The 13,205-nt window shown below is 54.6% G+C and carries 9 protein-coding genes; 2 read left to right on the forward strand and 7 right to left on the reverse strand.

Annotated features, from left to right (window positions below; all coding sequences use genetic code 11):
- Nucleotides 1-298: 298 nt before the first annotated feature.
- Nucleotides 299-2,938, reverse strand: a complete 2,640-nt coding sequence (gene ppc, locus Q8W32_RS13810; protein WP_305415398.1) for a phosphoenolpyruvate carboxylase — start codon at nucleotides 2,936-2,938, stop codon at nucleotides 299-301.
- A 159-nt stretch (nucleotides 2,939-3,097) separates the two neighbouring features.
- Here ppc and Q8W32_RS13815 point away from each other — a divergent pair, with 159 nt between their 5' ends.
- The gene (locus Q8W32_RS13815; RefSeq protein ID WP_305415399.1) at nucleotides 3,098-3,430 is read left to right on the forward strand and encodes a hypothetical protein; all 333 of its coding nucleotides are present in this window, start codon (nucleotides 3,098-3,100) and stop codon (nucleotides 3,428-3,430) included.
- Between the two features lie 53 nt (nucleotides 3,431-3,483).
- Here the strand turns inward: Q8W32_RS13815 and mazG are convergent, their stop codons facing one another.
- The 4 genes from mazG to cysM all read right to left on the reverse strand — a co-directional run bounded on the left by mazG (nucleotide 3,484) and on the right by cysM (nucleotide 8,900).
- Nucleotides 3,484-4,305, reverse strand: coding sequence for a nucleoside triphosphate pyrophosphohydrolase (gene mazG / locus Q8W32_RS13820; protein ID WP_303433389.1), 822 nt, complete (start codon nucleotides 4,303-4,305; stop codon nucleotides 3,484-3,486).
- Entirely contained in the window at nucleotides 4,305-6,551 is a 2,247-nt protein-coding gene (relA, locus tag Q8W32_RS13825) for a GTP diphosphokinase (RefSeq protein WP_303433390.1), read from the reverse strand. Before relA ends, mazG begins: the two co-directional genes overlap by 1 nt.
- Complete coding sequence (rlmD, locus tag Q8W32_RS13830; RefSeq protein ID WP_303433392.1) at nucleotides 6,544-7,860, reverse strand: 23S rRNA (uracil(1939)-C(5))-methyltransferase RlmD; 1,317 nt, start codon at nucleotides 7,858-7,860, stop codon at nucleotides 6,544-6,546. The genes relA and rlmD overlap by 8 nt, the downstream gene beginning before the upstream one ends.
- A gap of 128 nt (nucleotides 7,861-7,988) precedes the next feature.
- Nucleotides 7,989-8,900: a cysteine synthase CysM gene (gene cysM, locus Q8W32_RS13835; protein ID WP_305415442.1), complete on the reverse strand. Its 912-nt coding sequence runs from the start codon at nucleotides 8,898-8,900 to the stop codon at nucleotides 7,989-7,991.
- 250 nt (nucleotides 8,901-9,150) lie between these two features.
- Here cysM and Q8W32_RS13840 point away from each other — a divergent pair, with 250 nt between their 5' ends.
- Nucleotides 9,151-11,979, forward strand: coding sequence for a response regulator (locus Q8W32_RS13840; RefSeq protein ID WP_303433393.1), 2,829 nt, complete (start codon nucleotides 9,151-9,153; stop codon nucleotides 11,977-11,979).
- 29 nt (nucleotides 11,980-12,008) lie between these two features.
- Here Q8W32_RS13840 and acpS read toward each other — a convergent pair whose 3' ends face one another.
- Together acpS and pdxJ are read right to left on the reverse strand one after the other, a co-directional pair.
- Nucleotides 12,009-12,416: a holo-ACP synthase gene (acpS, locus tag Q8W32_RS13845; RefSeq protein ID WP_305415400.1), complete on the reverse strand. Its 408-nt coding sequence runs from the start codon at nucleotides 12,414-12,416 to the stop codon at nucleotides 12,009-12,011.
- Entirely contained in the window at nucleotides 12,416-13,153 is a 738-nt protein-coding gene (gene pdxJ, locus Q8W32_RS13850; protein ID WP_305415401.1) for a pyridoxine 5'-phosphate synthase, read from the reverse strand. The genes acpS and pdxJ overlap by 1 nt, the downstream gene beginning before the upstream one ends.
- Nucleotides 13,154-13,205 lie beyond the last annotated feature (52 nt).

The following is a 13,205-nucleotide window of genomic DNA, read 5'->3' on the forward strand; positions in this document are numbered from 1 at the left end:
CCATCTGGTTAATTTATGGTTATTTTTTAACCAGCCAAAAAATAGCTGTAACCTTACTCTGGCACAGGTCTGATCTCAACTTATTGTGACCAAAATCCTGTGGGAGTAACGCCCGACTTTGGTATACCGCATTGATTGTTATCATTTTAACGCGGCGTATTACGACCTGAGGTGCTATCCCCAGGTCGTATATAATCAATCAATCTGACCCGCTTGTCTTGGTCAAAAAACCCCGTTTCTTGCTCAGAAAACAGGGGCAGGCAATCTGGTGATCCATCGAACCGGCCATACTTTATTCTTAACCGGTATTCCTCATACCGGCAGCAATACCGGCCATTGTGACCATCAAAGCCTGCTCAACTTCCGGATTGATCATTTCCGGATGTCGCCGCTCACGATATAACAATTCCACCTGCAAATAGTGTAACGGGTCGGTATATGGATCACGTACCGTCATGGAATCACGCAATACCGGCTGACTGTCGAGCAATGCCTGCTGGCCATTGATGGCCAGTACCCGCGCCTTGACGTTATCCAGCCGCTGACGCAGTTGCTCTCCCAGTGGCTGCAAGCCTGGCTCAACCAGACGTGATTCATAATACTCGGCGATTGCACTGTCGGCTTTGGAAACGACCATCTCCAGCATATCGATATAGGTACGAAAGAAAGGCCAATCCCGGTACATGCCCTGCAAAACCGGTAACTCTCCCCGTTGTTGGCAGTCATCCAATGCGTCATCCGACCCTAACCAGGCCGGTAGCATCAGCCGCATCTGGGTCCAGGCAAAAATCCAGGGAATAGCCCGCAAGGTTTCGATACCGCCACCGGCTTTACGGCGGGCCGGACGACTGCCCAGAGCCAGTTTTCCCAGCTCCGGTTCCGGTGTGGCGCTACGAAAGTAGCGTACGAATTCCGGCGTATCGCGCACCATCGCCCGATACGATGCCACGCCTCGCTCGGCCAATCGGGTCATTTGTGCCCGCCATTCATCCCGCGCAGGCTCAGGTGGCAGCAAATTGGCTTCCAATACCGCCGACACATAGATCTTCAGGTTACGCCGTGCAACGTCTGGCTGGCCAAACTTGAAACGAATCATTTCACCCTGTTCCGTCACCCGCAAGCCACCGGCAACAGACCCCGGCGGCTGGGCCAGAATCGCCCGATGCGCCGGACCACCTCCGCGGCCAACGGTACCACCACGGCCATGAAACAGGGTCAGAGAGATCCCGGCGTCACTGGCAGTCCGGGTCAAGGCTTCCTGAGCCTGATACTGCGCCCAAACCGCCGCCAGCTGACCGGCATCCTTGGATGAATCCGAATAGCCAATCATCACTTGCTGACGGTGCTGACAATAGTCGCGATACCAGTCCACCGCCCACAGCTTGCTCATGCGTAACGATGCCTGTTGCAGGTCGCCCAGGGTTTCGAACAGCGGTACCACCGGAAAATGCGCCCGCACGCCGGCGTCCTGTAGCAGCAGGATCACGGCAAGGATATCCGAAGGCTCGCTGGCCATCGAGATAATGTAGCACGACACCCCTTCACCGGCTTCGGTCGCCAGTACTGCCACGGTATCCAGCACCTCCTGCACATCTGCGGACGGTTGCCAGTGCTTGGGCACCAGCGGTCGCCGGGAAGCCAGCTCACGCAGTAAAAACGCCTGTTTTTCGTCTTCGTTCCAACTGAGGTAATCACCCCAGCCGTAATACTGGCAAATGGCCTGCATCACTCCGGCATGACGGGATGACTCCTGCCGTACATCGAGTCGCACCAGTGAGACCCCGAAACAAGCCACACGGCGAATGGTATCGAGCAGCTGGCCATCGGCAATGGTCTCCATGCCGTTCTCGAGCAAGCTGCGGTAACACAGGGTTAACGGTTCCAGCAGTTCTTCATCCCGGGTCAGGGGATTACCACTGGTTTCCTGCTGCTGAATGCAGTCTGTTGCCCACTGTTTGGTATCTTCCAGTCGCGAGCGCAAGACGTGCAAACAGGCCCGGTAAGGTTCGTCAGGGTCTTGTGGAAAGGCCTGCAAAAGCTCCTCTGACGCTGCCATCATCGACAGTTGGTTCCCCAGTTTATCGATGTCGCGTAAATACAGGTCGGCCGCCATCCAACGCGCCAGGTAGAGTACTTCCCGTGTTACTGGTGCCGTTACATTAGGGTTGCCATCACGATCACCGCCCATCCAGGAAGCAAATCGTACCGGCGCAGAATCCAGCGGCAGTACCTTGCCACCATGTGCCAATAGCTGCTGGTCGAGGTCACGCATCATTTTCGGCACCGCTGCCCAAAGCGAGTTTTCCACCACAGCAAACCCCCAGCGGGCTTCATCAATGGCAGTTGGCCGGGTCTTGCGGATTTCATTGGTATGCCAGACTTCTTCGATCAATCTCGCCAGACGTTGATCCAGTTCCTGCAGCAGTGGATGCTGGTCATGCAAATCATCACGCTGCTGTAGCAAACTGGTGATGGTGTCGTATTTCTGAATCAGGGTACGACGCGTGATTTCGGTAGGATGGGCCGTTAATACCAGTTCAATATTGAGGTCGGCGATACGCTCACTCAGGCCGTCGGCCTTGACCCCGGCGGCCTCAAGCCGTTCGAGCAGATCCGGAAACATGGTATCCAGACCAGGCGATAACTCTCCGGCCCGACGCCAGCTGCTGCCATGTTGCTGGTCGGCAATATTGGCGAGGTTAAGAAACTGGTTAAATCCCCGTACAACCGGCAGCAGGTTTTTTTCAGGCAGGTTTTTCAGGGTTTGCAGCAACTGCTCCCGTTCTGCCGGGTTCCCCTGGCGAGCTCGCTTGGCCTGCTGGCGTATCGATTCAATCGAGTCCAGTACATCACTGCCCTGACTGGCCTGAATGGTCTTGCCCAGCATGGTGCCAAGCATTTTTACCTTGTCTCGTAATAGTGGATCCAGTTCGCTCATCACGCTCCCTCCTGACTGATCGGTTTGACGTCCAATAGTGACGCGACAGAGCTGGCAGTGGTCTTGTGCTGCTCAGGTTGCCCCGTGATATCCATAAATTTTCTGAACCATCCCTGTAATTCATACCAAAATAAAGGGACCTTGTGAAAGGAGATTAATATGAAAGCGTCAGCTTTGATGGCTCACTGGCAGCAGGAATATGGCGACCCGGTGGCTGAGCACCACTATCCCGTTTCACTCAACATCAAGGATGCCGCCCGGGTGGAGGCGTTACTGGATATGTTTCCCGGTCTGTCGCGAGAGCGATTACTGGCAGACCTGGTACAGGCGGCATTAAACGATCTGACCAGCGGTTTTCCTTATGTCGCTGGCAACACGATTGTTGCACGGGACGAAGAAGGATTTCCGCTCTATGAGGATATCGGCCCAACACCGACCTTTCTGGCGTTAAGCCGTAAACATCTGGCCAGGATGGATCCCGGCCAGCATTAAAAACAAACCCCGGGACAATAGCAGATCAACAACAGGGCGGATAAGCGACTGTGTCAATCGGCCTGTTGTTTTTCCTGCTGTTTGGCGATTTGCCAGGATGCTTCCATATCGCTGAGTGTGGCCTGCTGCCAGCCACCAGCCGCCAGTGCCCGTTCTTCAACCACGGCAAAACGCTGACTGAAACGCTGGTTGGTACCACGAATGGCCACTTCCGGGTCAATTTGGTAATGACGCGCCAGATTGGTTACCGCAAACAGCAAGTCGCCAATTTCAGACTCCAGACGCTGACGATCATTGGCCTCCACTTCCACGCTTACTTCTTCCAGTTCTTCACGGATTTTATCCATGACCGCTTGTGGGTCTTGCCAGTCAAAACCGACCGTCGCGGTTTTTTTCTGCAGTTTGACTGCCCGGGTAAGCCCCGGCAGATTCGCCGGAACCGAATCCAGCAATCGATCTGGCTGTTGTGATTTGGCTGCTTTCTCGGCTGTTTTAATGGCTTCCCATTGACGGCTGATATCCACTTCCTGTGGAGCAAGCCCAGCCTCCCGTTCACTCTCCAGGGTCCCTTCAGGAAACACATGAGGATGGCGACGGATCAGTTTGGCCACCAGGCGGTCGATAATGCTAGCAAGGGAAAAATACTGTTTTTCAACCCCTAACTGCCCGTAAAAAATCACCTGAAACAACAAATCACCCAGCTCTTCTTCAAGGTGTGGCCAGTCCTGACGTTCAATGGCATCGGCTACTTCGTAGGCTTCTTCCAGTGTGTGCGGCACAATACTGGCGAAATCCTGTTGCAGATCCCAGGGACAACCGGTTTGCGGGTGACGCAAACGGGCCATCAGGGTGACCAGGTCTTCCAGTTGATACATCAGGATTTCTCTCCGCGAATACGCCGCGCTGACATAATATTGGGCAGTTGTTCAACCTTGTTCATCAGGCGACCCAGATTTTCCAGACTTTCAACCTCGACCATCAGCTGCATGCTGGCGGTATTGTCCCCCTGGTTTGACTGGGTGGTAACACCGACGACGTTGACCCGTTCATTGGCCAGCACCGCACTGACGTCCCGTAGCAGACCCGTACGGTCATACGCCAGGATCGATAACTCGACCGGATAGGTGCGGGTCGGTTTGACGCCCCAGGTAACTTGCAGCACTCGGCTGGGTTCGATTGCTTCCAGATGCAGCAGGTTTTCACAATCGCTGCGATGCACGGTCACTCCTCGCCCCATGGTAACGTAGCCCCGGATATCATCACCGGGCAGCGGCTGGCAACACTGCGCCATCTGGGTCAGCAGATTGCCAACGCCTTCGATGTAAATATCATCCTTACCCGGTTTGACGGTTGCTTCCAATGCTTTGCGGATAAGGGGTAATTCTTGCTGTGACTGGCCTGCATCGGTCTGCCGCAAGACAGCGTTCACTATTTGGCCAACACGCATATCACCGGCACCCACGGCGGCAAACATGTCATCTATCGATTTCATGTTCATTTTCTGGGCGATGTCATGCAGTGGCTCTTGCGCCAGATCCATGCGATCCAGTTCCCGTAACACCAGCGCACGGCCTTCTTCGATGTTCTGATCCCTGGCCTGCAACTTGAACCAGTGCGCCACCTTGGCTCTGGCTCTGTTGGTGTGGATATAGCCGGATTCGACATACAGCCAGTCACGGCTGGGGTTGGCGTCGGGATGGGTCAGAATCTCGATCTGCTCACCGGTTTTAAGGGTGTAGGTCAGGGGCACAATCCGGCCGTTGACCTTGGCACCACGACACTTGTTACCCACTTCGGTATGTACCCGATAGGCAAAATCCACCGGGGTCGCATTGGGCGGTAAATCCACCACATGGCCACTCGGCGTAAACACGTAGATACGGTCCGGGTTGATATCACTGCGCAAGGCCTGCGCCAGCTCGGGCAGATCATCCAGTTCTTCGTGCCATTCCAGTACCTGACGCAGCCAGGTAATTTTCTGTTCGTAGCCGTTATCCTTGCCGTTGGTGTCCGTGCCCTTGTATAGCCAGTGGGCGCAGACTCCCAACTCGGCGTCTTCGTGCATTTCATGAGTACGAATCTGCACTTCCAGAATCTTGCCTTCCGGACCAATCACCGCCGTATGCAAAGAGCGATAGCCGTTTTCTTTCGGGTTGGCGATGTAGTCATCAAATTCATTGGGAATATGACGCCAGAGCGTATGCACTGTGCCGAGAGCGGCGTAACAGTCGCGTCGTTCCGGTACCAGAATCCGGACAGCCCGAATGTCATAGATCTGCGAGAAGTCGAGATTCTTGCGGCTCATTTTGCGCCAGATACTGTAGATGTGCTTGACCCGGCCATACACATCACAACGGATACCGTAATCCAGTAATTCTTCCCGCAGGCGCTGCACGACATCTTCAATATAGTCTTGCCGGGCAATCCGTTTTTCATCCAGCAAACTGGCAATCTGTTTATAGGAGTCCGGCTGCAGATAGCGAAACGCCAGGTCTTCCAGCTCCCATTTAAGATGACCAATCCCTAACCGGTGAGCCAGTGGCGCATAAATATTAAACACTTCTTCGGCCACTTTCTGACGCCGGTCCGGTGGTGCATCCTTGACGGCACGGATGGCCGAGGTGCGTTCTGCCAGTTTGATCAGTGCCACCCGGACATCATCAATCATGGCCACCAGCATTTTGCGCAGGTTATCAACCTGGGCTTCACGCTGGCCCAGCACCACATCATCGGTTGAGTTCTGAATGGCACTGATGGCGGCCATGCGCAGCACGCCTTCAATCAACTTGGCCACCGTGCCACCAAAGTCACGTTCGACGCGTGGCAGCGACAAGCGCCCTTCCCGTACCGCACGGTACAGAATAGCTGCCACCAGCGATTCGGTGTCCAGTCGCAGATCCATCAACAGTTGAGCCATTTCAATGCCCATCTGCACACTGTCGACCGACCAGTAGGTCTGGTTGGCAATGGCTTCATCGGACAACTGCTTGGCCAGCTGCAGTGCTTTTAACAACACATCAGGATCGCGGATTTCATATCTCTGGGCGGCCCGCTCCAACCAGCGTTCAGCGTCCAGGGAACCATCGTGCCAAAGAGGAAGATCTTCTCTTACCTTAACCACGACGCTTGTCCTTATAGCGGAGCAGCACCATGGTTTCGACATGATGCGTCTGGGGAAACATATCCATAATTCCTGCCTTTTCTATCTGGTAGCCACCAGCCACCAGCGTACTCAAGTCCCGCGCAAGGGTCGCAGCGTCACAAGACACGTAAAGTACCTGCGATACCTGACGGGTGTTCAATTCTTGCATAAGGGCTGCCGCACCTGCTCGTGGCGGATCCAGCAGCACTTTGTCGGGGGCCGGCAGGTGAGCCAGCACGCCAGTATTTGATAAATCGGCTTCAATCGCATGCAAAGACAGCGCCAGAGACTCTGCCTGACGCTGCAAACTGCCAATCATGCTCTCTTGCACCTCGACAGCACAGACCTGTTGGCTACGCCGCGCCAGCGGCATACTGAAATTGCCGTGTCCGGCAAACAAATCCCAGATGACGTCCTCAGATTGGGGCTGCAGCCAGTCCAAAGCCTGTTGCACCATTGCCCGATTAACCGGGCCATTGACCTGAAAAAAGTCGCTCAGTTGCATTTTTAATGGCTGCTCATCGACAAAATGAACCAGATCGACCGGCTGGTCGGGAAAAATGCACACCGATGGCTCATCACGCCCCGGATTCAGCCATAGCTGTAATAACGAATCCCCCGTCAAGGCTTCGGCCTGGGCACACAAGATTTTCTGGTCAGCCAATGACAGCGGCTTGAGGATGCGGAACACCAGTGCCAGCGCGCTATCTGCCGCCACCACTTCAATCTGGGTAATATGATCCCGGCCTTGCAAGGTCGAAATACACTCACGCCAACGACTCCAATCCAATGCCGGTAAGGCTGGTAACACTGGGCAACGATCAATATTGGTCAGATGTTCGGAAGCGGCTTCACGAAAGCCAAGAAAGTTACGCTGCTTGTTTTTACTGAAACGCACGCCCAGGCGGGCCTTGCGTCGATAGCCCCACGGTTCCGCGGTAATCGGTGTGGTCCATTCAGGCACGATCAGACCCTGTCGACTGAACTCGCGCTCAACACGTTGCTGCTTGAAAGTAACCTGGGCGGGGTATGACAGATGCTGCAAGTCGCAGCCACCACAACGCTGGTAGTGTGGGCAGGCTGGTGTCACCCGGTCGGGGGACATGGTGTCGATCGTGGTCAGCTTGGTCATCCAGACTTTTTTGCGGCGACCATCCAGGCGGGCAGTCACCTGTTCTCCAGGCAAGGCGCCCGGTACAAAATAGACATCGCGACCAAGGCGTGCGACCCCTTGTCCATCCGATGTCATGTTATCTATATTCAGCTGCAAGGTTTTTGCCGTAGCCACCCGTATCTCCTGAGCAAATGCCAGCTGGATATAGCTCCGCTGGCGGTAACGGCGCACAGTATTGGTACTCTCAGCGGGATTGCAACCCTGAAGCCCTGTCACGACCGGATTGGTGGCTATTTCCGGGTTTATTCCTGCTCGGGCGCAAAAATCCCGGACGACAAATAACGATCACCCCGGTCACAGACGATCGCTACAATCGTGGCGTCCTCTAGCTGTAACGCCAACTGCAACGCAGCGTATACCGCACCACCGGACGACACGCCACAAAAAATGCCTTCTTCCCGGGCCAATTGTCGCATGGTGTTTTCAGCCTCTTGCTGGCCGATATCAAGGATTTGATCGACCCGCTGCCGCTCAAAAATGGTAGGCAAATACTCTTCCGGCCAACGCCGGATTCCCGGGATGGAGGCGTTATCTGCCGGCTGCAAACCGACAACACATACATTCGGGTTTTGCTCCTTGAGGTAGCGCGAGATGCCCATGATGGTACCGGTTGTTCCCATCGAGCTGACAAAATGAGTGACTCGCCCACCAGTCTGCTGCCAGATTTCCGGCCCCGTACCGACATAATGCGCCTCCGGGTTGGCCAGGTTGCCAAACTGGTTCAGCACCTTGCCCTGACCTTCGGCCTCCATCGCCAGGGCCAGATCACGAGCGCCTTCCATCCCATTACTGACCAGGATCAGTTCCGCCCCATAGGCTTGCATGGCCCAGCGCCGCTCCATGGTACTGGTGTCTGGCATGATAAGAATGATGCGATACCCCATCATTGCCGCGGCCATCGCCAGCGCAATGCCAGTATTACCGCTGGTCGCTTCAATCAGTGTATCTCCAGGCTGGATATCACCCTGCTGCTCAGCCAGCCGGATCATCGACAGTGCTGGCCGGTCTTTAACCGAACCGGCCGGGTTATTACCTTCCAGCTTCAGTAGTATCTGATTACCCTTGCTGTTGATCCCCATACGCTGCAGCCGTACCAACGGCGTATGACCAATGCAATCTGCAATGGTTGGGTAGTTACAATCGGATTGGTTTATCACCGTCGTCACCTTGCCTGTTATTCATATAACCAAATACGCGATATAGTACGTGTTGGCTGAATAATTCGTTAATAACAATTACTGATTTCCATATAGCCCTCACTTGTCTTCGCACCAATGCAAGTAGCCATTGTGATTACCGTCAACCTGCGCCAGGCAGATGTTCGAAGATTGCGTATAGCGCTATTACTCAGTACTCTTCAGGTTCATTTATCGACCTGCTGGTTCAGGTTGTCTGGCGAACACCATGAAAACCTGGAAGATTCAAAAGCGCGCGTTATTAATGGGGCTGGTGCCTGTCCTGATCGCCTCTGTCACTCTTGGCGGTTATTTTATCAGCCAGCGTTTCCGCGACCTCAATGATTTGCTCGATCAACGCGCACTGGCCATGGCCAAACAGCTGGCGCCGGTCTGCGAATATGGCGTCACCATTGGCAATGTGGCCATTCTGCAAAATATTGCCAATAACATGCTGGAAGAGCCCGACGTTCGTTCCGTCAGTATCTATAACCAGGATATGGAATTGATGGCCCACGCTGGGCCGCGAATGATCAGCCACCAGCTGTCCGATTCCACACTGAAGCGCGGTCAATTACATCTGATGCATACCAGCGAGTCGGTACGGGTACGTACTCCGGTACTGGCACAGAATCTGGTTATTTCGGATCAGGTATCCACCCAGTTTTTTGCCGAGCAGGTGGCCGAACCCAAGTTACTGGGATGGGCAGAGCTGGAATTATCATCCAACAACACTCGCCTGCAGCGCTACCATTACGCCGCCTCCTCAATACTGATTATTCTGTTTGCGCTGATCTGCGGTTTTATCTCGGCAGCTTATATCAGCCGCCTGATTTCCCGCCCCATTACCAGCATCCTGCAAGCAATCCGCTCACTGGAAGAAGGCAAACATGAAGTCAGGGTGCGGGTTGAAGAAGGTGGCGAGATGGGTGAGATGGCCAGTGCGATCAACAGTCTTGCCGCCGGTCTGCATCAGAACGCGGTCGAGCAGCAGCGCCAGATCGAAGAAGCAACGCGCGACATACTGGAAACCATGGATGACCTTGAAATCCGTAACCGCCAGTTACAGCTCGACCAGCAAGAGGCTCAAGCAGCCAGTCGCCTGAAATCCGAATTCCTTGCCAATGTCAGCCATGAACTACGTACCCCGCTGACAGGGATTAAAGGCTACGTACAACTGATGGAGCGCACCACCCTCAGTGAACGACAAAGTGATTATATCGACACGATGCGCAAATCATCCGATGACCTGATGCGCATCATTAACGATATTCTCGACCTTTCCAAACTCGAAGCAGGCAAGTTGATCATCGAGCACAATCCGGTCAACCTCAGGGAGCTCACCGAGGATGTACTGATTGCCCTGACGCCTGACGCCATCAACAAACGGCTGGCACTGTCTCTCTCGATCGCGGACGACGTCCCCTGCCAACTGCTCAGCGATGAATTACGCCTGAAGCAGGTGCTGACCAACCTGGTGGGGAACGCCATCAAGTTCACCCCGTCCGGCTCAGTCGCCGTTGATATCAGTCTGATTAATGTGCGCGACAGTCAGGCCAACATCAGTATTACCATCAAGGATACCGGTATCGGCATGTCAGCGGAGCAGCAGAAACGCTTGTTCAGTGCTTTTAGCCAGGCCGATGCCAGCACCGCCCGCCAGTTTGGCGGCACCGGGCTGGGGCTGATTATCTCACGCGCGTTGGTGCAGTCCATGCATGGTGATATCAGTGTCAGTAGCAAACCAGGCGAGGGGTCCGAGTTCAGTTTTTACGTCAGTGCGGATATCGACCAGAACCCGCCGCCACCGCTGTGCAGCCTGAAACCGGGCCAGATCGCGGTACTGGATGAACATCCGGGTAGTAACCGCAACCTGTGTATTTTGCTCAAGGAATGGCAACTGGTTGGTACTCCCTGCTCCTCCATCCCGGAACTGGAGCAACGGCTACAGGCTCAAGGCAATCGACCGGATGTCATTATTATCACCGTCGATCATGATCACCTGAACAACAATTTATACCAGCAAATTACCCGGCAACTGCTGCCCTATGATGTTCCGATTATTACCCTGATAGACAGCCTCGATCACGACCAGCAAGATCAGTTCCGCCGCATTGGTGCATTCGCCTGTATGACCCGGCCATTCAGCAGCCGCAAACTGCACGCGCTACTGGCCAGCATCCTGAAGGGTGAGTCCGTAGAGGACGAACCCTCCACGGCCCTGCATCAACTCAACCAGGCCAGTGGCCTACCTCCACACGTGCTGGCAGTCGACGATAATGAAGCCAATTTACGTTTGGTGGTCACACTACTGAGAGAGCTTGGCTTACCCACTTATGGTGCCTCCTCTGGCCAGGAGGCCATCCAGATTATCCAGCAGCAATCTATTGATCTTGTGTTTATGGATATTCAGATGCCGGGGATGAATGGCCTGGAAGCCACCCGCAAAATTCGTTTGTTACCAAACAAACAAAGTATTCCTGTCATTGCCCTCACCGCTCACGCCATGGCCGATGAACGCCAGCAACTGCTCAATAATGGTATGAACGACTATCAAACCAAACCGATCTCCATGGATCAGCTGGTGCAGTGCATTCATCGCTGGACAGGGTATATGCCACCGACGGAGCCGATGCAAACAGCGGCAGAAACAAGCGCCGATAACCGACAGCAAGGTGAGCAAACCGATCAGCCCTGTCTGTTTTCGCTGGAGCTGGCCTTGCGCTGTGCCAGCGGCAAACCTGGCCTGGCGTGTGACATGATGGAAATGCTACTGACATCATTACCCAAAGAGATCATGAACATCCGCACACTGTGGGAAGAAGAAGCACTGGAAGATTTGCAGGCGGCAGTGCACCGTCTGCATGGCGCCTCACGTTATTGCGGCATACCGGCCCTGCGACATGATCTTGATGCGCTTGAGACAGCACTCAAATGCAAACAACACAGTCACTTGCCAGGACGGTTGCGAGCGATGATTGAAAGCGCTGAAAAACTGCAACAATGGGCAGATCAGCACGACTGGCGCAGCGACCTCAGTAACAGTAACCGGGATTAAATCACCGAAACCCCAACCCACTGTCTGGATTAACGGGACAGCACCGCAAATGCCAATACCAGCGCTTCCTCATCCGACAAGCTGACCCAGGCCTGTTTGCCTCCCAGCTGTTGCAAGCGGTCGGCGGCCGCGCCGTAGAGTGACACGCGCGGTGCCCCTGCAGCACTCCGCAACACCTCCAGCTGCTGGAACCCCACTCCTTTGGCAATCCCGGTACCCAGCGCCTTGGCGAGGGCTTCCTTGGCGGCAAACTGCTTGGCAAGGAAGTTCACCGTGCCACCACGTTGTCGCCACAAGGCCTGCTCCGCCGGCGTCAGGATACGCGTCACCAATCGCTCACCATTACGGCGAAAGACCAGCCCGATACGCTCCACCTGAAGGATATCCGTGCCGACACCAACCACCGCTGACTGGCCAACGGGCAGGCTGTCTGGCATCACGCTGAAGCAGCAGCCAACAAGCGACGCATCTCGGCAACCGCTCGTTCCATACCAACAAACAGCGCCTGGGCAACAATCCCATGGCCGATATTCAATTCATTGATTTCAGCAATAGCCGCGATTGGCTCCACATTGTGGTAGTTCAGGCCATGTCCGGCATTAACCACCAATCCACAGCCATGAGCATAACGCGCCGCTTCCTGAATCCGCTGCAGCTCTTCATCAACCACAGCGGCAGAGGCATCGGCATAACGACCGGTGTGCAACTCAATCACAGGGGCTCCTGTGCGAACCGCAGCGTCAATCTGGGCGGTATCCGGGTCGATAAACAAGGACACCACACTGCCGACCTGTTGCAAACGGGCCACGGCTTTCCGGATTTGGGCTTCTTGCCCCACCACATCCAGGCCACCTTCCGTGGTCAGTTCTTCTCTCTTTTCTGGCACAAGACAAACACATTCTGGCTCTACTTCTTCTGCCAGTTGCAACATGGCTTCGGTAACGGCCATTTCCAGATTCATGCGCGTAGTCAGAGTTTCTTTCAAGACGTACACATCGCGGGTCTGGATATGACGACGGTCTTCACGGGGATGAATGGTAATACCATCGGCACCGGCCTGCTCAGCCACAAAAGCAGCCTGTACCGGGTCAGGGTAACGGGTACCACGAGCCTGCCGCAAAGTGGCTATATGATCGATATTAACGCCAAGAAGAACACGGCCGTTTTTAATCACAACAATTTCCTCAATCAATAGGGGATAAGTCACTGAACAAGCAGTCTTTGAA

Origin of the sequence: Oceanobacter sp. 3_MG-2023 (genome assembly GCF_030688925.1) — a bacterium.
In the GTDB taxonomy this organism is placed as follows: domain Bacteria; phylum Pseudomonadota; class Gammaproteobacteria; order Pseudomonadales; family Oceanobacteraceae; genus Oceanobacter.

Coding starts and splice junctions, on each gene's coding strand:
- ppc (WP_305415398.1), bottom strand. CDS start 2,938: ATGAGCGAACTGGATCCACTATTACGAGACAAGGTAAAAATGCTTGGC.
- acpS (WP_305415400.1), bottom strand. CDS start 12,416: ATGCCAGACAGCCTGCCCGTTGGCCAGTCAGCGGTGGTTGGTGTCGGC.
- Q8W32_RS13840 (WP_303433393.1), top strand. CDS start 9,151: ATGAAAACCTGGAAGATTCAAAAGCGCGCGTTATTAATGGGGCTGGTG.
- Q8W32_RS13815 (WP_305415399.1), top strand. CDS start 3,098: ATGAAAGCGTCAGCTTTGATGGCTCACTGGCAGCAGGAATATGGCGAC.
- mazG (WP_303433389.1), bottom strand. CDS start 4,305: ATGTATCAACTGGAAGACCTGGTCACCCTGATGGCCCGTTTGCGTCAC.